This window comes from Pseudomonas sp. TMP9 (assembly GCF_037943105.1).
Lineage (GTDB): Bacteria > Pseudomonadota > Gammaproteobacteria > Pseudomonadales > Pseudomonadaceae > Aquipseudomonas.
This window is the reverse complement of the sequence record NZ_CP149803.1, coordinates 2,000,547-2,020,381: the sequence shown is the minus strand read 5'-3', so window position 1 is coordinate 2,020,381 and position 19,835 is coordinate 2,000,547. Positions and strand designations below refer to the sequence as shown.

General features: G+C 57.6%; 18 protein-coding genes. 7 read left to right on the top strand and 11 right to left on the bottom strand.

Annotated features, from left to right (window positions below):
• Positions 1-77: 77 nt before the first annotated feature.
• The gene (acnB, locus tag WF513_RS09705) at positions 78-2,687 is read right to left on the bottom strand and encodes a bifunctional aconitate hydratase 2/2-methylisocitrate dehydratase (RefSeq protein ID WP_339083508.1); all 2,610 of its coding nucleotides are present in this window, start codon (positions 2,685-2,687) and stop codon (positions 78-80) included.
• Between the two features lie 404 nt (positions 2,688-3,091).
• Between acnB and WF513_RS09700 the strand changes: the two genes are divergently transcribed.
• Together WF513_RS09700 and brnQ are read left to right on the top strand one after the other, a co-directional pair.
• The gene (locus tag WF513_RS09700; RefSeq protein WP_339079178.1) at positions 3,092-3,568 is read left to right on the top strand and encodes a DUF1289 domain-containing protein; all 477 of its coding nucleotides are present in this window, start codon (positions 3,092-3,094) and stop codon (positions 3,566-3,568) included.
• 344 nt (positions 3,569-3,912) lie between these two features.
• Entirely contained in the window at positions 3,913-5,226 is a 1,314-nt protein-coding gene (gene brnQ, locus WF513_RS09695) for a branched-chain amino acid transport system II carrier protein (RefSeq protein WP_339079177.1), read from the top strand.
• 113 nt (positions 5,227-5,339) lie between these two features.
• Here brnQ and WF513_RS09690 read toward each other — a convergent pair whose 3' ends face one another.
• From WF513_RS09690 to WF513_RS09665, 6 genes are read right to left on the bottom strand one after another with little or no spacing between them, the layout of a single operon-like run.
• Positions 5,340-5,993, bottom strand: coding sequence for an HAD family hydrolase (locus tag WF513_RS09690; protein WP_339079176.1), 654 nt, complete (start codon positions 5,991-5,993; stop codon positions 5,340-5,342).
• A complete protein-coding gene (locus WF513_RS09685; RefSeq protein WP_339079175.1) occupies positions 5,993-6,982 on the bottom strand; it encodes an ABC transporter ATP-binding protein in 990 nt (329 codons plus the stop codon). The genes WF513_RS09690 and WF513_RS09685 overlap by 1 nt, the downstream gene beginning before the upstream one ends.
• Positions 6,979-7,773, bottom strand: coding sequence for an ABC transporter permease (locus WF513_RS09680; RefSeq protein WP_339079174.1), 795 nt, complete (start codon positions 7,771-7,773; stop codon positions 6,979-6,981). Before WF513_RS09680 ends, WF513_RS09685 begins: the two co-directional genes overlap by 4 nt.
• The gene (locus WF513_RS09675; RefSeq protein ID WP_339083506.1) at positions 7,760-8,599 is read right to left on the bottom strand and encodes an ABC transporter permease subunit; all 840 of its coding nucleotides are present in this window, start codon (positions 8,597-8,599) and stop codon (positions 7,760-7,762) included. Before WF513_RS09675 ends, WF513_RS09680 begins: the two co-directional genes overlap by 14 nt.
• Positions 8,599-9,405: an alkaline phosphatase family protein gene (locus tag WF513_RS09670; protein ID WP_339079173.1), complete on the bottom strand. Its 807-nt coding sequence runs from the start codon at positions 9,403-9,405 to the stop codon at positions 8,599-8,601. The genes WF513_RS09675 and WF513_RS09670 overlap by 1 nt, the downstream gene beginning before the upstream one ends.
• 56 nt (positions 9,406-9,461) lie before the next feature.
• On the bottom strand, positions 9,462-10,520 hold the full coding sequence (locus tag WF513_RS09665) for an ABC transporter substrate-binding protein (protein WP_339079172.1): 1,059 nt from the start codon (positions 10,518-10,520) through the stop codon (positions 9,462-9,464).
• A 360-nt stretch (positions 10,521-10,880) separates the two neighbouring features.
• On the opposite strand from WF513_RS09665, the gene WF513_RS09660 reads away from it, so the two are divergent.
• The gene (locus tag WF513_RS09660; RefSeq protein WP_339079171.1) at positions 10,881-11,597 is read left to right on the top strand and encodes a UTRA domain-containing protein; all 717 of its coding nucleotides are present in this window, start codon (positions 10,881-10,883) and stop codon (positions 11,595-11,597) included.
• Between the two features lie 174 nt (positions 11,598-11,771).
• Here WF513_RS09660 and WF513_RS09655 read toward each other — a convergent pair whose 3' ends face one another.
• Both WF513_RS09655 and WF513_RS09650 read right to left on the bottom strand, forming a co-directional pair.
• Positions 11,772-13,061 carry a M18 family aminopeptidase gene (locus WF513_RS09655; RefSeq protein WP_339079170.1) on the bottom strand — a complete coding sequence of 430 codons (1,290 nt, stop codon included), beginning with the start codon at positions 13,059-13,061 and terminating at the stop codon, positions 11,772-11,774.
• Positions 13,062-13,133: 72 nt separating this feature from the next.
• Positions 13,134-13,844: a 4'-phosphopantetheinyl transferase superfamily protein gene (locus tag WF513_RS09650; protein ID WP_339079169.1), complete on the bottom strand. Its 711-nt coding sequence runs from the start codon at positions 13,842-13,844 to the stop codon at positions 13,134-13,136.
• 352 nt (positions 13,845-14,196) lie between these two features.
• Between WF513_RS09650 and WF513_RS09645 the strand changes: the two genes are divergently transcribed.
• On the top strand, positions 14,197-15,381 hold the full coding sequence (locus WF513_RS09645; protein WP_339079168.1) for an MFS transporter: 1,185 nt from the start codon (positions 14,197-14,199) through the stop codon (positions 15,379-15,381).
• 107 nt (positions 15,382-15,488) lie between these two features.
• Here WF513_RS09645 and WF513_RS09640 read toward each other — a convergent pair whose 3' ends face one another.
• On the bottom strand, positions 15,489-16,127 hold the full coding sequence (locus tag WF513_RS09640) for a heme-binding protein (RefSeq protein WP_339079167.1): 639 nt from the start codon (positions 16,125-16,127) through the stop codon (positions 15,489-15,491).
• 477 nt (positions 16,128-16,604) lie between these two features.
• On the opposite strand from WF513_RS09640, the gene WF513_RS09635 reads away from it, so the two are divergent.
• From WF513_RS09635 to WF513_RS09625, 3 genes are all read left to right on the top strand, one after another.
• The gene (locus WF513_RS09635; RefSeq protein ID WP_339079166.1) at positions 16,605-17,159 is read left to right on the top strand and encodes a hypothetical protein; all 555 of its coding nucleotides are present in this window, start codon (positions 16,605-16,607) and stop codon (positions 17,157-17,159) included.
• Positions 17,160-17,260: 101 nt separating this feature from the next.
• Positions 17,261-17,938 (top strand): response regulator, encoded by a 678-nt coding sequence (locus tag WF513_RS09630; RefSeq protein ID WP_339079165.1) that lies wholly within the window; start codon positions 17,261-17,263, stop codon positions 17,936-17,938.
• Positions 17,935-19,317: an ATP-binding protein gene (locus WF513_RS09625; protein WP_339079164.1), complete on the top strand. Its 1,383-nt coding sequence runs from the start codon at positions 17,935-17,937 to the stop codon at positions 19,315-19,317. The genes WF513_RS09630 and WF513_RS09625 overlap by 4 nt, the downstream gene beginning before the upstream one ends.
• A gap of 78 nt (positions 19,318-19,395) precedes the next feature.
• Here the strand turns inward: WF513_RS09625 and WF513_RS09620 are convergent, their stop codons facing one another.
• Positions 19,396-19,833, bottom strand: a complete 438-nt coding sequence (locus WF513_RS09620) for a hypothetical protein (protein WP_339079163.1) — start codon at positions 19,831-19,833, stop codon at positions 19,396-19,398.
• Positions 19,834-19,835: the final 2 nt, after the last annotated feature.

Below are 19,835 nucleotides of genomic sequence, written 5' to 3'. Positions count from 1 at the left end.
GCCTGTGAGTCAAAAAACGAGAAGCCCCGCACAAGGCGGGGCTTCTCTTTACACGTGCAGCGCGATGCGTTGTTTCGTTAGGCTTGAACGACCGGGATGTTGGCGTTCGCAGCCGCTTCACGGAACTCGGCGATCTGGTCGAAACTCAGGTAGCGGTAAACGTCCGCTGCCATGGTGTCGATTTCTTTCGCGTAGACCATGTACTCCGCAACAGTCGGCAGTTTGCCAGTGATTGCTGCAACCGCCGCCAACTCGGCCGAAGCCAGGTAGACGTTGGCGCCATCACCCAGACGGTTGGGGAAGTTACGGGTTGAGGTGGATACCACGGTGGAGTTCGGCTCAACGCGCGCTTGGTTACCCATGCACAGCGAGCAACCTGGCATTTCCAAACGTGCGCCAGCTTTGCCGTAGATGCCGTAGTAGCCTTCTTCGGTCAGCTGATGCTGGTCCATCTTGGTCGGCGGCGAGAGCCACAGGCGGGTTGGCAGCGAACCTTCGACTTTTTCCAGCAGCTTGCCGGCTGCGCGGAAGTGGCCGATGTTGGTCATGCACGAACCGATGAACACTTCGTCGATCTTTTCGCCGGCAACGGTCGACAGCAGACGGGCATCGTCCGGGTCATTCGGTGCGCAGAGAACCGGCTCGTTGATGTCGGCCAGATCGATTTCGATGATCTCGGCGTACTCAGCGTCTTTGTCAGCGGTCATCAGCTTAGGCTCAGCCAACCACGCTTCCATCGCTTGAGCGCGGCGCTCCATGGTGCGCGCATCGCCGTAGCCTTCGCTGATCATCCAGCGCAGCAGGGTGATGTTCGAGCGCAGGTACTCGGCAATCGCCTTTTCTGGCATTTTAATGGTGCAGCCAGCAGCCGAACGCTCGGCAGAGGCGTCGGACAGCTCGAAGGCTTGCTCTACCGTCAGCTCTTCCAAGCCTTCGATCTCGAGGATGCGACCCGAGAAGGCATTGATCTTGCCTTTTTTCTCGACAGTCAGCAGGCCTTTCTGAATGGCCACATAAGGGATGGCATGTACCAGGTCACGCAGGGTGATGCCTGGTTGCAGCTTGCCTTTGAAGCGCACCAAAATGGACTCTGGCATGTCCAGCGGCATCACGCCGGTGGCTGCAGCGAACGCGACCAGGCCGGAACCGGCTGGGAACGAAATGCCCATCGGGAAACGGGTGTGCGAGTCACCACCGGTGCCGACAGTGTCCGGCAACAGCATGCGGTTCAGCCAGCTGTGGATGATGCCGTCGCCAGGACGCAAAGACACGCCGCCACGGGTGCGGATGAAGTCCGGCAGGGTGTGGTGGGTGGTCACGTCGATTGGCTTTGGGTACGCCGCGGTGTGGCAGAACGACTGCATGACCAGGTCAGCGGAGAAGCCCAGGCAAGCCAGGTCTTTCAGCTCGTCACGGGTCATCGGGCCAGTAGTGTCCTGGGAGCCGACGGTGGTCATCTTCGGTTCGCAGTAAGTGCCAGGGCGTACGCCTTGACCTTCCGCCAGACCGCAAGCCTTGCCAACCATCTTCTGCGCCAGAGTGAAGCCCTTGGTGCTGGCGGCCGGCGGCTCAGGCAGCTTGAACAGATCAGTTGGGCCAAGACCCAGTTCAGCGCGCGCTTTCTCGGTCAGACCGCGACCAATGATCAGCGGGATACGGCCGCCAGCGCGGACTTCGTCAAGCAGAACTGGCGTCTTCATTTCGAAGGTGGTCAGGACTTCGTCAGTGCCGTGCTTGCAAACTTTGCCGGCATGCGGGTACAGGTCGATTACGTCGCCCATGTGCATGTTCGACACGTCGAATTCGATTGGCAGAGCGCCCGCATCTTCCATGGTGTTGTAGAAAATGGGCGCAATTTTGCTGCCGAAGCAGAAACCACCAGCGCGCTTGTTCGGCACGTTAGGGATGTCGTCGCCGAAGAACCACAGCACCGAGTTGGTGGCGGATTTGCGCGAGGAGCCAGTACCGACCACGTCACCTACGTAAGCGATCGGGAAGCCTTCGCCACGCATGGTTTCGATTTGCTTCATCGGGCCGGTTACGCCTTGCTCGTCCGGCACGATGCCGTCGCGAGCCATTTTCAGCATGGCCAGGGCGTGCAGAGGGATGTCCGGGCGTGACCAAGCATCTGGTGCTGGGGACAGGTCGTCGGTGTTGGTTTCGCCGGTGACTTTGAAGACGCGCAGGCTGATTTTATCGGCCAGGGTTGGACGGTTTTTGAACCACTCGCCATCTGCCCAAGACTGCATGACACCTTTAGCGTGTGCGTTACCGTTCTTGGCTTTTTCAGCGACGTCGTGGAAGGCGTCGAACATCAGCAGGGTGTGCTTCAGTTGCTCGGCAGTCACGGCAGCCAGTGCGTTGTCATCAAGCAGCTCTACCAGCGTGGCGATGTTGTAACCGCCTTGCATGGTGCCCAGTAGCTCAACAGCGTGTTGTGCACTGATCAGCGGGGAGGTGGCTTCGCCTTTGGCAACGGCAGAGAGAAACCCGGCCTTTACATAGGCGGCTTCATCGACGCCCGGCGGCACGCGGTTGGTGATCAGGTCGAGCAGAACGGCATCTTCGCCGGCGGGTGGGGTTTTCAGCAGCTCGATCAGGCCTGCGGTTTGTTCGGCGTTCAGCGGCTGGGGCACGATACCCTGAGCGGCACGCTCTGCTACATGTTTGCGATAGGCTTCAAGCACAGTTATTACCCTCATCAGTGGTCCCATCGGCTAGTCCGGGACGCGATCTAGAAAACAGCGAGCCTTACGCTTCGTGGCTTTGGTGGCCGCTTAGCTGAGATTTTGCGGTTTTCTTGCAGAAGCTGTTTTCAAAGTTTTACGCCGGCAGGACGGGCTTGATGAGGGTCGGTGCTGACACTTGAAGGGTGGCTCAAGAGTCAGCACCCACATCGAACCTGCAGGATTGACTGTGCTCGTGACGCTTTGAAAACAGCTTCCAACGGACGTTGCTGCCCATAAAAGGCCGGTCGATTCTACTGGAAAGCATTGCTAAAGTTAAGCCGAAGGCCCTGCTTATATGGGGGTGATCTGCCTTAGACAAAGGGCTAAGATAGCTGCCCCTCACAAGCTCTCGTGCATCCGCTATGTCCAATCAGCGCATTAAAACTCCTTGTGTCGGCCTGTGCTCCACGGTTTACGGTGATTTGGTTTGCCGTGGCTGTAAACGTTTTCACCATGAGGTGATTAACTGGAATGGCTATAACGACGAAGAAAAACACGCCGTTTGGCTACGTCTAGAGGTGTTGCTTGTGCAGGTTATGGCCGCAAAACTCGATGTGTTTGATGCCGATCGCCTGCGCAGCCAGTTGGAACAGCGCAAAATCCGCTTTGTGCCGCAGCAGTCGCCTTACTGCTGGGCCTATCAGCTGATTGCCCGTGGTTCGCGTGTTATCACTCAGTTAAATGCCTACGGCGTGGTGGTGCTGCCAGAGTTTCGCGAGTGGAACCTGCCTGAGTTACGCGATGCGATTGATCGTGAGTTCTTTCTGCTGTCCGAGGCGCACTACGAGCGCTACATAGCGCCGCGTTTCTTGCTCGAAGGTCTTGAGGCCAGAGCGTGAATCCTCTTTCATCTCATGCGGGGTGTTTGATTTAACCGGCAAACACCGCAACGCAAGCGCGCAGCAAAATGCCACTGCACCTCACAGCCCGCAGTGTTGATCTTTTGTACTGAGCATTGATGAACTGTCGCTGAGGCGACAGCTTTTTTCTTCAGTCCGACAGCGTGACCCGGGCCAGTGCCGCTGGCCCAGCAAATTCGTTAGGCTTGCAACTATTCAGCGCCTGTTCTGCCAAAAGCGGCTTGGCGGTTGCAGTGGCTCCGCTCAAACGGCGGGGTGACGTTTCCCCGATCGACCGGGAAACCCTCGCACTTATTAACTTTCTGCCTGCGGTGTTCCCCCCTATGACGCGTTTGAAAGGCTCGGATCTCCTCGCCCTCGGTTTTATGACGTTTGCGCTGTTCCTCGGCGCCGGTAACATCATCTTTCCGCCCAGTGCTGGCCTAGCAGCGGGTGAAAACATTGGCCCAGCGGCGCTGGGCTTTTTGCTCACAGGCGTTGGTTTGCCGTTGCTGACCATTGTTGCCCTGGCTCGGGTCGGCGGCGGTATAGCGTTGCTAACGGCGCCGCTGGGTAAGCATGCAGGGGTTGTGTTCGCGGTCGCGGTCTACTTAGCCATCGGGCCGTTGTTCGCCACACCGCGAACGGCTGTGGTGTCGTTTGAGATGGGCGTTGCGCCTTTTAGCGGTAACAACAGCACCGCTTTGCTGCTCTACACCTTGGCTTATTTCGCGGCTGTGCTGTTCCTGTCCCTTAATCCCGGGCAACTGGTGGAGCGGATCGGTAAATACATCACCCCTGTGCTGTTGGCGGCATTGCTGGTATTAGGCGGTGCGGCCCTGTTGGTGCCTGCGGGTGAAATCGGCCAAGTGTCAGCTGAATACCAGAGCACGCCCTTCGTGCAGGGGTTCCTGCAGGGTTACCTGACCATGGATACCCTCGGCGCACTGGTGTTCGGTATCGTGATTGCGACCGCGATTCGTGACCATGGCGTGACGGATGGCAAGCTGATCACCCGCTATTCGGTGATGGCTGGGCTGATCGCTGCCGTGGGGTTGTCATTGGTTTATCTGACGCTGTTCTACCTTGGCGCAACCAGCCAAGGCATTGCGGGTGAAGCGCAGAATGGTGTGCAAGTGCTCACTGCCTATGTGCAACACACCTTCGGCACGGCGGGCAGTCTGCTACTGGCGGTGGTCATAACCTTGGCCTGCTTAACCACGGCCGTGGGATTACTGACCGCGTGCGGTGAGTTTTTCAGCAACTTGTTGCCGGTCTCTTACCGAACGGTAGTGATCACTTTCGGTCTGTTTAGCCTACTGGTGGCCAATCAGGGTCTGACTCAGCTGATTAGCTTTTCCATCCCGGTCTTGGTTGGCCTCTACCCGCTGGCGATCGTGCTGGTGGCGCTCAGCTTGCTGGATGATCTATGGCGCTCACCCGCGCGGGTATTCCGCCCAGTGATGGCGGTCACCCTGATTTTTGGTCTGGTTGATGGCATTGCTGCTGCCGGTGGTAAAGGCTTGATTCCGAGTTTCTTTAGCCAATTGCCCCTCGCGGACCAAAGCCTTGGCTGGTTGTTACCGGTGCTGGTGACCTTAGTGCTGGCTGTGGTGGTGGACCGTGCGCTAGGCGTAGCAAAACCCGCTGCAGCTTAAGTGTTGTTGCTGACAAAAAGGCCACTCACTGAGCGGCCTTTTTGTCAGTGCGGCGGTCGCCGCAGTGTGTATCTCTATCCGGCCAGTCGGTCGCCCCAGCACGTTGGTCATTGTCAACGCCAGCTAAGAACCGGCCAGCCGGCTTGTTGGGCGACCTGCAGCAGCGTTGGGTCGGGGTTAACCACATGGGGTTTTTCGACCACCTGCAGCAGCGGTAGATCGTTACGTGAATCGGAATAGAAATAAGCGCCGTCTAAGGTCTCGCCTTGTTCTTGCAGCCAATCCTGTAAGCGCGTGACCTTACCTTCGCGGTAAGTCAGCACGCCTTGGGTACGGCCGCTGTAGTGACCGTGCTGTTGTTCTAGGTCGATCGCCAGCACTTCCTCGATTTTCAGCCGCGCAGCCACCGCGCTGACTAAAAAATGTGCCGACGCTGAGATCACCAAAATGCGATCCCCAGCGGCGCGATGGTTGGCCAGGCAGCGAGTGGCGTCGCTGTAGAAAATCGGCTCTATCACATCCTCAACAAACGGCTCGACCACATGCGCGACTTCCTCAGCGGTGCGGCCTACCAGAGGCGATAAGGTAAACGCCATGTAGTCCTCCATGGCGAGGCTACCGGCGGCGTATTGATGCATCAGTTCTTGTTCGCGAGCGATAAAGCTCTCGCCATCAGCCCAACCGAGCTTGACCATTTCCGCGGTCCACAGGCTAGCGCAGTCACCGCCAATCAAGGTTTCGTCCAGGTCAAAAATTGCTAGGGCCATCAGGCCACCTCACAAATAGCGTTGTCTTCAATGTTCAGGTTAATGCGCTGACCACGGGCGTGCAGGTCCGCTGGGGAGCGATTAAGTACGTCCACCAGCAACTCGACGCCGCGCGCCTCAATGCGGTAACGAATGACGTTGCCGAGCAGGCTATGGCTGCGAATCTGGCCCTCAATGCTGCCTTGCATGCCAATTTGGATCGCCTCTGGACGAATGGCCACGCGGCTATTGATTGGCCGCAGCAGTAAACGGCTGGCGGCATTGGCATCAAGCAGGTTGTAGTTGCCGATAAAACCGGCGGCAAAGGCATCAGCAGGTGCGGTGTAGAGAGTTTCCGCGTCGCCGCTCTGGACGATTTTGCCGGCATTCATCAGGAAGATGCGGTCGCTCATGATCAGCGCCTCTTCTTGGTCATGGGTGACAAAAATAGTGGTCAGGCCCAGCTCCTGCTGAATGTTGCGAATCTGCTCGCGCAGGTGCTTGCGAATGCGTGCGTCCAGCGCTGACAGCGGCTCATCCAATAGCAGCAGGCGCGGGCGGGTGACCAGCGAGCGGGCTAGGGCTACGCGCTGACATTGACCACCGGACAACTGCTGCGGGTAGCGATTGGCGAAGTCGTTCAGCTCAACCAGTTCCAGCACTTGCTTAAGACGCTGCTCGGCTTCGCTGCCCTTGACCTTTTGCATGCGCAGGCCAAAGGCGACGTTCTGCTGCACGGTCATATTGGGGAACAGGGCATAGCTCTGGAACACCATGCCGATGCCGCGTTTTTGCGGGGCAACGGGCACCAGGTCCTCGCCGTCGAGAAGGATTTGCCCGCCATTCACCCCCGTCAACCCGGCGATGCAGCGCAGCAGGGTGGATTTGCCGCAGCCCGATGGGCCGAGCAGAGTGATGAACTCGCCCTTAGCGATTTCGCAGTTGATATCACTGAAAATCGGCGTGTCGCCGTAGCGTTTATGCAGGCCTTGAATACTCAGATAACTCATGACTTGTCCTTATTCAGGCGGTTGGCCGCCCAGGTCATCAGCAGCACGAACATAAAGTAGGAAATCACCAGGGCGCTGGTGAAGTGACCACTGTCGTTGCGCATGTTGTAGAGGTACACCTGCAGGGTTTCATAGCGGCTGCCGACCAGCAGGTTGGCAAACACGAACTCACCGAACAGGAAGCTGAACGAGAGGAACACCGAGACCATCAAGCCTTTACGCAGGTTGGGCAGCACCACCATAAAGGCTGCGCGCCAGGTGCTGGCACCGAGCAGGTGGGCGGCGTCCATCAGGTCGCGTAGGTTGATCGCTTGCAGGTTGTTGCTGATTGCCCGATACATAAACGGCAGGGCGATGGTGAAGTAACAACCAATCAGGATCCATGGCGTACCGAGGATCGGCAGCGGGCCGCCGGCAAACAGTTGCATCAGGCCCACCGACGAGACCACCGGCGGAATGGCGAACGGCAGCAAAATCAGCACATTCATCACCGCGTCGAGCTTGGGGAAGTGATAACTGACCACAAACAACAGCGGCAAAATCAAGACTAACGAAAGGGCCAATGCGGCAAAGCAGATCAGCAGCGAGCGGCCGAACGCAGATAAAAAGCGTGCATCGCTCCACAGCGCTAGGTACCACTTGAAGGTCAGCCCGCTGGGCAGAATGGTCGCCGACCAACTGGTAGAGAGTGAGTAGATAAGCGTGCCGAGCAGCGGCATGAGCAGAATCAACGTTAGGGTATACACCACCAGCTGATGAAACAGCGGTGAGCGTTTTTCAGCGTGGGACATGGTAGCTCCGGCGCAGCAGCCATTGGTGAACGATGGTGATCAGGGTCATCAACCCCACCAGAATCATTGCCAGAGCGCTGGCCATATTCGGGTCGAGAAAAATGTCGCCAGAGACCATGGCCGCAATCCGAATCGGCAAAATATTGAAGTTGCCGGTGGTCAGCGCATACACCGTGGCGTAAGCGCCCAAGGCATTGGCCAGAAGAATGACAAAGGTGCCGAGCAGTGCCGGGGTCAGCACGGGCAAGCCGATATGTCGCCAGAACTGCCAGTTGCTGGCACCGAGTAATTCAGCGGACTCGCGCCAGTCTTCGCGCAGTGCATCGAAAGCCGGGTAGAGCAGCAACACACCCAGGGGGATCTGGAAGTAGGTGTAAAGCACTATCAAACCGGTCTTGGAATAGAGGTTGAAGTCCTCTATCACGCCCATCTGTTTGAGCAGTATGGTCAGCGCGCCGTTAAAACCCAGCAGGATGACAAAGGCAAATGCCAGTGGTACACCAGAAAAGTTGCTGGTCATGTTGGAAAACGCCATGACGAAGTCGCGCAGCTTGCTGTCGACTTGGCGCAGCGAATAACTGCCGAGGATGGCAATGCTGATGCCGATCAAACTCGACCAGAACGCCACCTCCAAACTGTGGCGTATTGCCTGACGGTAAAAGGGCGAGGCAAAGGCTTCGGTGAAGTTGCCCACTCCCCAGCCGTTGGCGCTTTGCAGGCTATTGCTGGCCACCCACAACAGCGGTGCAATCTGGAAAGCGATAAAAAACAGGGCAAAGGGCAACAGGCACAGCAGCGCCAGCCATTTGCCGCGCAGAGCATGGATCATGCTAAAAGCTCCCGGCACACAGGCTTGTCGTGAGGCACACCGAGTAGCTCGCAAACTGTGCCGCACAACTCCAGCTGTTTAGGCTGGGCGTTGGCGTCGAGGCTGAAGGCGCTGCCGAGCACCAGCAACGGCACTTCGCGCTCTTCTGGTAAGAGTCCGTTATGCGAGCGGTCGTTGTTCATGCCGTGATCGGCCGTTACCAGAATCTGGTAACCCGCATCCAGCCAAGGTTGGATGTATTCGGCTAAATGCACGTCGGCCATGCGTGCGCTGTTACGGTATTGCGCGCTGTCGAGGCCATGTTTATGACCGGCATCGTCGATATTCATGGGATGCACCAGCAGCAGATTTGGCGAATGGCGCTGACGCAGGCTGTCAGCATCGGCAAACAGGTGCGAATCCGGGTAGTGGTCGGCGTAGTAAAAGTGGCCGTACTGAATCGGCAGCGCCGCATCGCTGGTATGGCGATCACGGGCGGCCTGGAAAGGGGAACGGTTATACAGCTCGCTGACCCAATGATAAGCCGCCGCCGCGGTAACCAGTCCGGCGTCGCGGGCATAATGGAACATGCTGCGCTGCGTCGAAAGGCGCGATACATCGTTATTGACGATGCCGCTGTCGATGGGTGTAACGCCCGTCAGAATGGCTTCATACAGCGGACGTGACAGGGCCGGGAGTTCACAGTCGAGCTTGTACAGTGCGGCGCGTCCGGCTTGGCAATAAGCCTGCAGATGCCCCAGCGCATGCTGAGCCACCTGATAGCTCAGGCCATCCAGAACGACGAGGATGACGTTGTGCGACATGGTTAAAAGCCTTAGCAATTGAATCGGCCCCAGAGGAATCTCTGGGGCCAGATGTATTAGTTCATGTTGATGATGACGTGCTCTTGCCACAAGCGCGGCAGGGCTTTTGAGGTGGCTTCCCAGGCAGCGGTATCCTTAACGGGCTGGACATTAGCGTATTGCTCTTGCGGCAACAGCTTGGCTTGGACCTCAGCCGGCATGTCGATGTGCTCCGCGCGGATCGGCCGGGCATTGCCTTTGGCCAGGTTGATCTGACCGGCATCGCTCAAGATGTACTCACGCGCCAGCTTGGCGGCGTTAGGGTTTTTCGCCCACTTGTTGATGATGGTGCTGTAGCCCGAGATAACCGAGCCGTCAGACGGGATCAGCACTTCGAAGCGCTCCGGGTCAATCTGGTCGCGGTAGCTCAGGCCATTGAAGTCCCAAACGATACCGACTTCGACTTCACCTTTTTCCAGGGTTTGAATAGTCGGGTTAGCCAGCGACAAACGGCCCTGTTTAGCCAGCTCGCCATAAAACTCCAACGCCGGTTTGACGTTGCTTTCATTGCCGCCCATGGCAATTGCAGCAGCCAGTACACCATTGACCGCTTGTGCCGCTGTGCTGACGTCGCCGGCAGACACTTTATAGGTGCCAGTTTTCAGGTCCGCCCAAGAACGCGGGATGTCCTTGACCAGTTGCTTGTTGACGATAAAAGCAATGGAGCCGGTGTAGGCGAGCATCCAGTGGCCGTCGGTGTCTTTAGCCCAGGCTGGAATCTGTTCCCAAGTGCTCGGTTTGAAGGCTTGCGTTACACCCTGCTGCACCGCGATGGGGCCAAAGGCAGCGCCGACGTCACCTATATCGGCGGTGGCGTTTTCTTTTTCAGCAGCGAACTTGGCAATCTCTTGGGCCGAGCTCATGTCCGTGTCCATATGCTTCAAGCCGTACAGCGTATTCAAATCGGCCCATGTATCCTTCCAGTTAGCCCAGCTGTCGGGCATGCCCACACTGTTCACCGCGCCTTCAGCGCGTGCGGCTTGTTCCAGTGCTTGCAAGTCCGTTTCAGCAGCCATGGCCGAGGTGGCCAAGGCGATGGCTGAGCCCATCAGTGAAGCCAGCAGCAGTTGTTTCATTGGAAGCTCCTTTGCGTTTGCGTTTGCGTTTGCGTTTGAAGTGCCTGCGGTGAAAAGTTCTGGTCTAGGTCAGCAAGACCCACGCCAATTTAGGCGAATTAAATGACAGTTTTATGTATGTGACCCTTTTTGAGCCTGAGCCACGGTTGCACACATTGCGGAGTCTCTAGCGTAGACCATGCTTAAGATCAGTTGAATAGTGCTTAAAGACTGAGTTTTATCAGCTTTTGCACCGCCTGTAAGAAAGTTGTCATAGCGTAGTCATCAAGACTGCTTAAACTTGAAACAAAATTTTTGGCACTGAACACACAGATAAACGTCTTTAAATGGGGTTGGACTAGTCCAAATTTGGAGGTCTTGATGCGCGATGAAGCGCCGCGGGCAGTCACGGCTATATGCCGGGCATTGGAAGAGCAGATCGAGCACGGCTTATTACTCGCCGGCAGCCAGTTGCCAGCAGAACGTAAGCTCAGCGAGGTATTTGATACCACGCGCATTACTCTGCGCGAGGCGTTGGGCCAGCTTGAGGCGCAAGGGTTGATCTATCGTGAGGAGCGTCGCGGTTGGTTTGTTTCGCCGCCGCGGGTGGCCTACAACCCATTGGTGCGCAGTCATTTTCACGCCATGGTCGGTGAGCAAGGCCGGATACCAGCCACCGAAGTGCTGAGCGCCAAGCTGATTCCAGCCAGTGCCGAGATCTGCCAGCTATTGGCGTTGCCGGCGCTGTCCAGCGTTTACCAGATTCGTCGTGCGCGGCGCATCGATGGACGGTTGGTGCTGTATGTCGAGCACTACCTCAACCCCAATTACTTTGCCGGCATTCTGGAGTTTGATCTGACGCGCTCGCTGACTGAGCTGTATGGCAGCGAGTACGGTATTTATTACGGTCGCGTCCGTTTCGACATGGTACCCACCGCCTTAAAGAGTGAAGCAGCGGCGGCTTTGAAAGTAGCAGTGGGCAGCCCTGCACTGCGGATTGTGCGTATCAACCGTGACCAGCATGGCCGCCTGATCGATTGCGATCTGGAGTTCTGGCGCCACGACGCCCTGCATGTCAGCGTCGAGGTACCAGAGTAGGGCGGGCTTAAGTCGCTGTTCGTAGGGTGGGTTGAGCGCAGCGATACCCACCAAGGCGTCAGCAGCTACAACTCGATGATGGCATGGCAACGTTGTAACCCGGATGCAATCCGCAACTATCGAGCGCTGCTCAAGCGGCTCCCAGATTGCATCCCGGCTACCTATTTAGCGGGTTTATGGCAGCTCGGCACTGGCAAAAAAAGCTGTTAGCACTTTCACCAAGTGGGCTAAGTCATGGCTGCCGGCCAGTTCGCGAATCGAGTGCATGGCGAAGGTTGGCAAGCCGATATCCACGGTGCGCACCCCCAGTTGGCTGGCGGTGATTGGGCCGATGGTTGAGCCGCAACCCATGTCGCTGCGGGTGACGAAACTCTGCACCGGCACCTCATTTTCCAGGCACAAGTGGCGGAAGAAGCCGGCACTTTCGCTGGTGGTGGCGTAGCGTTGGTTGCTGTTGATTTTGATCACTGGACCGGCGTTGAGTTTGGGGCCGTGATTTTCGTCGTGTTTGTCAGGGTAGTTGGGGTGCACGGCGTGGGCGTTGTCAGCCGAGACCAGCAGCGAGCGCTGGATGGTTCGCACGAAGGCATCTCCTTCGGGCAGCACACGGCGCAAGACTTGCTCCAGCATCGGGCCGTCGGCACCGCAGGCGGAACAGGAACCGACTTCTTCGTGATCGGTACAGATCAGCACGCAACTCTCGTCATCCGGCGCCGCCAGCAAGGCGAACAGGCCGGCATAGCAGGACAGCAAGTTGTCTAGTCGCGCGCCGGCGATAAAATCACCATTTAAGCCAATCACTGCCGCGCTCTGGGTGTCGTAGAAACTCAGCTCGTAATCCAGCACTGCGTCAGCACTAAAATCATGTTGGCGAGCCAGTTGGTCGGTGAGCAGGGCGCGGAAATCGGCTACATCAGTGCCAGTCAGTTGCGCCAGAATGGGCGGCAGTTCGTTCTGTGGGTTGATCGTCCAGCCTTGGTTGGCCTCACGGTTGAGGTGAATGGCCAGGTTGGGAATCACTGCGATGGGGCATTGGAAGTCGATCAGCTGGCTTTCCACCTTACCGTCACGGCGGTAGGTGACGCGGCCAGCCAAAGACAAGTCGCGATCAAACCACGGTGCCAGTAATGCACCGCCATACACCTCGACACCGAGCTGGAAAAAACCTTGGCGCTGCAGTTCTGGCTGCGGTTTAACCCGCAAGCACGGGCTGTCGGTGTGCGCGCCCACGAGTCGAATACCACCTTCGAGCGGCGCACGCTTACCGAGTTTGAAGGCGATGATCGAGGAGTCGTTGCGGGTCACGTAATAACGCCCGCCAGCTTGGGTGTGCCAGCTGTCACGTTCGTCTAGGTGTTGAAAGCCAGCCGCTTCGAGGCGCTGAGCCAGGCTTGCAGTGGCATGAAAGGGGGTGGGTGAGGCCCTGAGGAAATCGATCAGGCCTTGATTCAAATCGTCGCGCATAAGGCACTCCAGACGGCAATCGGACGAGTTTAGCGGATTTGGCCTGGGCTTTGGGCGGCCGCACTCAACAGATCAGCGCGGGATGCTGACCAGGCTGAGCACGTAGCCCTCGAACTCAGCGAACTGCCCTTGCAACTCGCTGCCAGCAGGCCACTCAGCATGCAGGTCAAGCAGCAAACGCATACTGACGCGATTGTCTGCGGCAACGCTCAAGAGTTCGGCGTCCTGAAAATAGAAGTGTTTGCGCACCGCCGGGTGGAGCGCCTTGAACAGGCTTTCCTTGAGTGAGAAGGTCAGGCTGATACGCGGCGCACGCTGTTCAATGGGCAAGCGCTCAAGGCGCAATAACTCGGCGGGGGTCAGGATTTCTTTCGCCAGGCGTTCTGCGCGGTTGGCCGGCATGATGCGCTCAACATCCAGGCCTAGGCCGAACCAATCTGAGCGATTGCCGACCACGGCAGCCGCCCAACCGCTGCCATGGGTGATGGAACCCAGTGTACCGTCTGGCCATTGGGGGGTTCGGTCTTCACCCATGCCGGGCGTAAGCGCAACGCCGCTGAGTTGCCGCAGGGCCTCGCGCGCGCACAAACGCCCGGCGAGGTATTCGCTCTGACGCTTGGCAATACCCTTGATCGGTTCGATTGCACAACGGCTGAAATCTTCATCATTCAAGCGCGCGGGGTCAAAGCGAGTGTTGATTAAACGCACTGCAGGCAAGGCGTGGGGTAAAGGCCAGTGCTCACTCAATGGGGCGCAGCAGGCAGGCAGGTAGTCTTTATTCATAGGCGCATTCTGCCGTCTGTGTGCGGCGGCGACCAGCCGCGTGCGTGCAGCCTTTGCCTGCATTGCTCTGAGCAATGAGTAGGGGGTCTTTGCGGTAGCTTTTTTTGGTTACGCCCCGCACATGCCTTGCTGCTAATTTTTGCTGAGGCGGGCCGATACTACTTATTTGCGCACCAGCAGACTGTCTGGTTTCAGTCGGCCATGGCATGCGCCAGCACCCCTCGATTGAGTCGATGTTCTATCAGGCGTTCGTTCTTTGCGGTGATGTGAGGTGTGTAGGTTACCGGCACAGCGGTCGCTGCATGTTAATCTGCCGAGATGGCCGAATTAGAGCCGTTCAGTGAGCTTGCCAATGTCTGTTGTTGCTTTATCTGCACACTTGATGCGCGGCACCGGCGCATACCGCCGGGCAACGTTTGCGTTGTTCTGCGCCGGCTTTGCCACCTTTGCTTTGCTGTATTGCGTGCAGCCATTGCTGCCGTTATTGGCCCAGCATTTTTCTGTTTCGGCGGCGGGCAGCAGTTTGGCCCTGTCACTGACGACCTTGAGCTTGGCACTTTGTTTGTTGGTGTCCGGCGCGCTGGCCGAAAGTTGGGGGCGAAAACCGGTTATGGCTGCTGCCTTGGGCTTGGCGTCGCTGTTGGGGATTGCCTGCGCACTGGTTGACAGTTGGCAGCATTTGCTCTGGCTGCGCGCCTTGCTCGGCCTGGCTCTGAGCGGGTTGCCAGCCTTGGCCATGGCCTATGTGGGCGAAGAGTTTGACCCCGCTGCGTTACCGGCAGCCATGGGCCTGTATATCGGCGGCACCGCGCTAGGCGGTTTGCTCGGGCGACTGTTGGCGGGCTTGCTCAGTGATCTGGGCGGTTGGCCGCTGGCATTGGCCGGCGTGGCCGGCATGGGCTTGCTGGCGTTGGGATTATTTATCGGGTTGCTGCCACCCTCACGTCATTTTCATGCGCAGTCGCTGTCGCTGCGCGGCCTGCTGAATAATTTCGCTGTGCACATGGCTAATAGCCAGTTGCGCCGTCTATTTTTGCTGGCGTTTTTGTTGATGGGCGGCTTTGTCGCCTTGTTCAACTACGTCGGCTTTCGCCTAGCGGCGGCACCGTTCAACTTGTCTTCTAGCCTGATCGGCCTGCTGTTTACGGTTTATCTGGTCGGTATTTTCAGCGCCGGCTGGGCGGGGCGACTGGTACCACGATTGGGTGCACGGCAGGTGATGCAGGCCAGTATTGGCATCATGCTGGTGGGCGTGGCGTTGTGTGCGACACCTTGGTTAAGTGCGGCAGTGGCGGGACTTGCCTTGTTTACCCTCGGCTTTTTTGCCGCGCATGCGGTCGCCAGTGGGCAAGTCGGGCAACGCGCAACAGTGGCCAAGGCGCAGGCTTCTGCGTTGTACCTGTGCGCTTACTACCTAGGCTCGAGTGTGATTGGTTACGCGGCAGGGTATATCTGGGAGCATGCCGGTTGGCTGCCAATGTTGGCGGTACTGGCGACGTTGTTTATCGCCGCCGGGATCAGCGCCCGCACATTGTGAGCCTTGGGCATAGGTTGTGCTGCCAGGCTTAAGCGCTGCGATAGCGATGATGTTGAGGCGATGGGTGTTATCACTGCGCGACGCGACCCATCTTCAGGACGAGCGTTTTAGTTTTGCTTATTCAGCGGCATCTCAATGGGTATTAGTACTTCATTGCGGCGCAAAAACCATGGCATAAACGGCGGGTTATAGCGGGCCCAGATGGGTTCGCCGACTGCGCGGAAGGCGTTTTTGGCTATCCAGGCGTCCAAATTAGCCTTGTTGCTGGCGTAGGCCTTTTCACTCCAAAAGCCTGAATAGCGCACGGCTGCCATATGCCGGGCGGGCACTTGGCGCAGCGTCACTTCCGGGTCTTTGGGGACCGGCAGGGTGTCCAGCGAATAACCCGCGGGCATCATAAAGCTCACTGCCCATTTGCCATTCACCTGCTGCTGGCCAACGGGTGAGGTCATGTCAATTTTTTCGCTTTCAGCTTCTTGGGCAACCGGGGCCGTCATGTCGATTTTCTGGCTGGAGGTGTTATTGCCGGAAATATAGTCAAACAGCCGGCTAAAGGCTTTGCTCCCCGCCTTGTCAAAATCTCCGTTCACCAGCGTTTCAGCGACGACATGGGGCTCATAGTTGCGGACCTCGAAGTTCTGCTCCTCAAGCACCACTGTGTATTGCGCTTCTTCAACTGCCATAGCGTTTCCAGCCCCGAGAATCGCGCCAAAAATGACTGCAGCCACCTGTTTTAGAGCTGTCATAAGCGTCCACCCTCAAATTACCCAACAATTAATAGTTAAAACCCGCTTGCCGTGTGTGCCAAGTGGCACCTGTTGCCGCCGGCTGTTGCGTGTGTCGTCGCGGCGTTTGGCCTAAGCGCTGCGTGCATATGCAGTCGGTTCAGCATTGGTTCAGCAAAGGTTCAGCGGCCGTTCAGGTTGGCGCAGGCAACATAGCAATACCTTAAGCAATAACGACTCAGCACTGGAGGCACGGCCTGAACCGCACACCGAGCAACCACCCCTTAATCCGTGTCGCGAACATAGCTGGCAGCCGGGTACCGATTTAGACCGACATTAACAGGCGCAATTCCATCGCCCTAACGGCGACCCAAATAGCCGCCGGCATGAGCAGATAAACAGCACTGGCCAGTATTGCCGGCAACACACGTGGACTGCACAGCGTTTCAGGCAGCTCAAACACACATATTACCAACCCTTACGAGTGAGAGAAAAACCATGAAAGCGATCAACTATATCGGTCTGTGCGCCCTTGCCTTGGCCGCCAACCAAGCCGCAGCCAACAGCGTTGTTGTTAACCAAGGCATTGCTCAAGAAGAAGTCTTGCAGGCGCAGCAAGCCTGGTGCGGTGCGCTGGTGAACATCAGCAACACCCACAAAAAAGAAGGCCAACGTGCGGCTAAAGATGTGGCTGAGCGAGTGATTGATGCCGCTTACGGTTATCAGATGGGTGCTGTGTTGTTCAAACCGACGCTCACTGTCGCCCCGCAAACCTTCCGCACCACCCGCGAAGGTGCCCTGTCTTACTTTGTCGGAGGTGATCCCGCTTTCCCGCAAGACAGCGGTTTCGCCTTGCAAGGCTGGAGTAAATGCGAGGTCGATAACGCCGCCGTGTTTATCGCTGGCGACAGTGCCACCACTATGGGCAAGGTGCACTTCACCGGTAAAGACGGCCAGGTGACCTCCGTAGACAAGACCTGGATGTTCGTCAAAGATGACGCCGGCCAACTGCGCATCGTTGCTCACCATTCATCGCTGGAATATCAGCCGTGATGCTTTGAGGCGAGCCAAACGTTGCGGGCACCTACTTGTCTGAAAACGGGTGCCAAAATTCGACCGGGCTGGCCCGGCCGTTGTATGACTGGAGACGCACGATGAAATTGCTGGTTGTGGAAGATGAAGCGCTGTTGCGGCACCACCTTTCAAGCCGGCTTGGTGAGCAAGGCCATGTCATTGATGCTGTTGCCACGGCGGAAGAGGCGTTGTACCGCGCCGCGCAATACAACCATGACCTGGCCGTGGTTGATCTTGGCCTGCCCGGCATGAGTGGCCTTGATCTGATTCGCCAACTGCGTAGCCAAGATAAACGCTTTCCCATCCTGATTCTGACCGCCCGCGGTAACTGGCAAGACAAGGTCGAAGGCCTGGCTGCCGGTGCCGATGATTACCTGGTTAAGCCCTTCCAATTTGAAGAGTTAGAGGCACGTCTTAATGCGTTGCTGCGCCGCGCTTCTGGCTTTACCCAGGCCAGCATTGCTGCTGGCCCGCTGGTGCTCGACCTGAATCGCAAACAAGCATTAATAGAAGGTCAGCCTCTGGCGTTGACGGCTTTTGAATACCGCATATTGGAATACCTTATGCGCCATCAACAGCAGGTCGTGGCCAAAGAACGGCTGAGCGAACAGCTCTACCCAGATGACGAAGAGCGCGACCCCAATGTGATTGAAGTGTTGGTGGGGCGACTGCGCCGCAAGCTTGAAGCGCAACTGGATTTCAAACCGATTGAAACCGTGCGCGGCCAAGGCTATTTGTTTACCGAGCGCTGCCGATGAGCGCCATTCAAGGTGCCACGCGGGCCAAAACCCTTCGCCGCACGTCACTGCGTTGGCGCCTGATGTTTTTTACTGCCGTATTAGCGGTGCTGTTTATGGTGGCGCTGCTGGCTGCTGTGCGCGGTGCCTTTCTCATCGCCCTTGAGAAATCTGTGGAGAAACGCTTGGCATCGGAAGCCGCCGCGCTGATCTCGGTTGCGCGTGTCGAGCAGGGTCAGTTGCTCATGCCTGCCGACCTGCCAGATGAAAAGCTCAATACCCTTACCGCTAAGCTGTTGGGGTTTATCTATGGCCGTAACGGCGTGCTGGTGTGGCAGTCCCGTTCTTCGCTGGACGAGAGCATCGATTACCGTCCGCAGTTCGACGGACTCGGTCAAGGGTTTGCGCGCATCGTTGATGGCGGTGGCAACGAATTTTTCGTTTACGAGATCGAAAGCCAACGACTGCGCGGGCAGAATGTGGCCTTCAGTGTTGTCATCATGCAGCCAGCCAGCGATTACCAAGCCATGTATCAAGGCTTTATGCAGCAGCTCTACCTGTGGTTGGGCGTAACCCTGCTGGTGCTGCTCGGTTTGCTCTGGTTCGGCCTGACGTGGGGTTTTCGTAGTTTGCGCGGCCTGAGTGCCGAACTCGATCAAGTAGAGGCAGGCACCCGCGCCAGCCTCAGCGAGCAACACCCCAGCGAACTGCTGCGCCTGACCGGCTCGCTCAACCGCCTGTTGGAAAGCGAGCGCCAGCAGCGCGAGCGTTATCGGCATTCCCTCGACGATCTGGCGCATAGCCTAAAAACTCCGCTGAGCGTGTTGCAAAGCGTCGCTGAAGTGATTGCCACCCAGGCGCAAAGCGGCGAGCACTCTCAGGTGCTGCAACAGCAAGTTGAGCGCATGAGCCAACAGATCAGCTATCAACTGCAGCGCGCCAGCCTGCGTAAAAGCGGCCTGGTGCGCCACAGCGTTGGCTTAAACGAGGTGCTCGACATGCTCTGCAATGCGCTGGATAAGGTCTATCGCGACAAAGAGGTAGACGTGCTGCGCGATTTTGCCCTTGAGCAGCACCTGCCAATGGAGCGCGGCGCGCTGCTGGAGCTGCTCGGTAATTTGCTTGAAAACGCTTACCGGCTGTGCCTGAGGCAAATTCGCGTCAGTGTCATCCGTCAAGGCCGCCTGCTCGAGCTGCGCGTAGAGGACGACGGTCCCGGCGTACCCGCCGACCAACGCGAACGCATCCTGCGCCGTGGTGAACGCCTGGACGCTCAGCATCCAGGGCAGGGCATCGGCACCGCAGTGGTTAAAGACATCCTCGACAGCTATGGCGGGGAACTGCTGCTGGAAGATTCAGCGCTGGGCGGTGCGTGCTTCAAGGTGCGTTTAAGTGATTGAGGCACCGGCCTTCAGTAACCAGAGTCTCTGAGGCCGCGCCGATTAAGCAAGGTGGGAGCGGTCAGCGTTGGTAAGGCCTCACATATCCCGGAACAGGTCGTTGGCATTGAGCAGGCTATAGGCGATTTCCGGGCGTTTTTCCAGAGCGCGGCGGATGGCCTTGGGGATGGCTTGGCGAGTTTTACGGCAAAGCCCAGGCTGCATTTCAATCTGGATACCGATGCCGCGCATGCTGCGCACTTCAGTTAGGCCAGGTGCGACGGTAATGCTTACGCCCAGCTGTTGATGGATGCGTTGCTGCATGTTCTCTAGATCAGCCAAGCTTTCAAGGTTTTCCAATCGTTCTAGCAGGCGCTTCTCTTCGGCGCGAGTGAGTAAGAGGATACGGGCGTCGCCACGAGCGTCGCAACGGGCGTCGTTACAGGTGCTGCTACCGGCTTTGTCTAACAGCTGCTCACGCCCGCAGTCGCAGGCGCCGGGAGGGCAGGGTTGGCGGATAAGGGGCGGATTAGTCATGG

Excerpts from the sequence above, each read along its gene's own strand:
- WF513_RS09680 (WP_339079174.1), bottom strand. The coding sequence starts at position 7,773 with ATGTCCCACGCTGAAAAACGCTCACCGCTGTTTCATCAGCTGGTGGTG.
- WF513_RS09625 (WP_339079164.1), top strand. The coding sequence starts at position 17,935 with ATGAGCGCCATTCAAGGTGCCACGCGGGCCAAAACCCTTCGCCGCACG.
- WF513_RS09700 (WP_339079178.1), top strand. The coding sequence starts at position 3,092 with ATGTCCAATCAGCGCATTAAAACTCCTTGTGTCGGCCTGTGCTCCACG.
- WF513_RS09665 (WP_339079172.1), bottom strand. The coding sequence starts at position 10,520 with ATGAAACAACTGCTGCTGGCTTCACTGATGGGCTCAGCCATCGCCTTG.
- WF513_RS09620 (WP_339079163.1), bottom strand. The coding sequence starts at position 19,833 with ATGACTAATCCGCCCCTTATCCGCCAACCCTGCCCTCCCGGCGCCTGC.
- WF513_RS09635 (WP_339079166.1), top strand. The coding sequence starts at position 16,605 with ATGAAAGCGATCAACTATATCGGTCTGTGCGCCCTTGCCTTGGCCGCC.
- WF513_RS09685 (WP_339079175.1), bottom strand. The coding sequence starts at position 6,982 with ATGAGTTATCTGAGTATTCAAGGCCTGCATAAACGCTACGGCGACACG.
- WF513_RS09670 (WP_339079173.1), bottom strand. The coding sequence starts at position 9,405 with ATGTCGCACAACGTCATCCTCGTCGTTCTGGATGGCCTGAGCTATCAG.
- WF513_RS09640 (WP_339079167.1), bottom strand. The coding sequence starts at position 16,127 with ATGACAGCTCTAAAACAGGTGGCTGCAGTCATTTTTGGCGCGATTCTC.
- WF513_RS09655 (WP_339079170.1), bottom strand. The coding sequence starts at position 13,061 with ATGCGCGACGATTTGAATCAAGGCCTGATCGATTTCCTCAGGGCCTCA.
- WF513_RS09690 (WP_339079176.1), bottom strand. The coding sequence starts at position 5,993 with ATGGCCCTAGCAATTTTTGACCTGGACGAAACCTTGATTGGCGGTGAC.
- WF513_RS09645 (WP_339079168.1), top strand. The coding sequence starts at position 14,197 with ATGTCTGTTGTTGCTTTATCTGCACACTTGATGCGCGGCACCGGCGCA.
- WF513_RS09630 (WP_339079165.1), top strand. The coding sequence starts at position 17,261 with ATGAAATTGCTGGTTGTGGAAGATGAAGCGCTGTTGCGGCACCACCTT.
- brnQ (WP_339079177.1), top strand. The coding sequence starts at position 3,913 with ATGACGCGTTTGAAAGGCTCGGATCTCCTCGCCCTCGGTTTTATGACG.
- WF513_RS09650 (WP_339079169.1), bottom strand. The coding sequence starts at position 13,844 with ATGAATAAAGACTACCTGCCTGCCTGCTGCGCCCCATTGAGTGAGCAC.
- WF513_RS09660 (WP_339079171.1), top strand. The coding sequence starts at position 10,881 with ATGCGCGATGAAGCGCCGCGGGCAGTCACGGCTATATGCCGGGCATTG.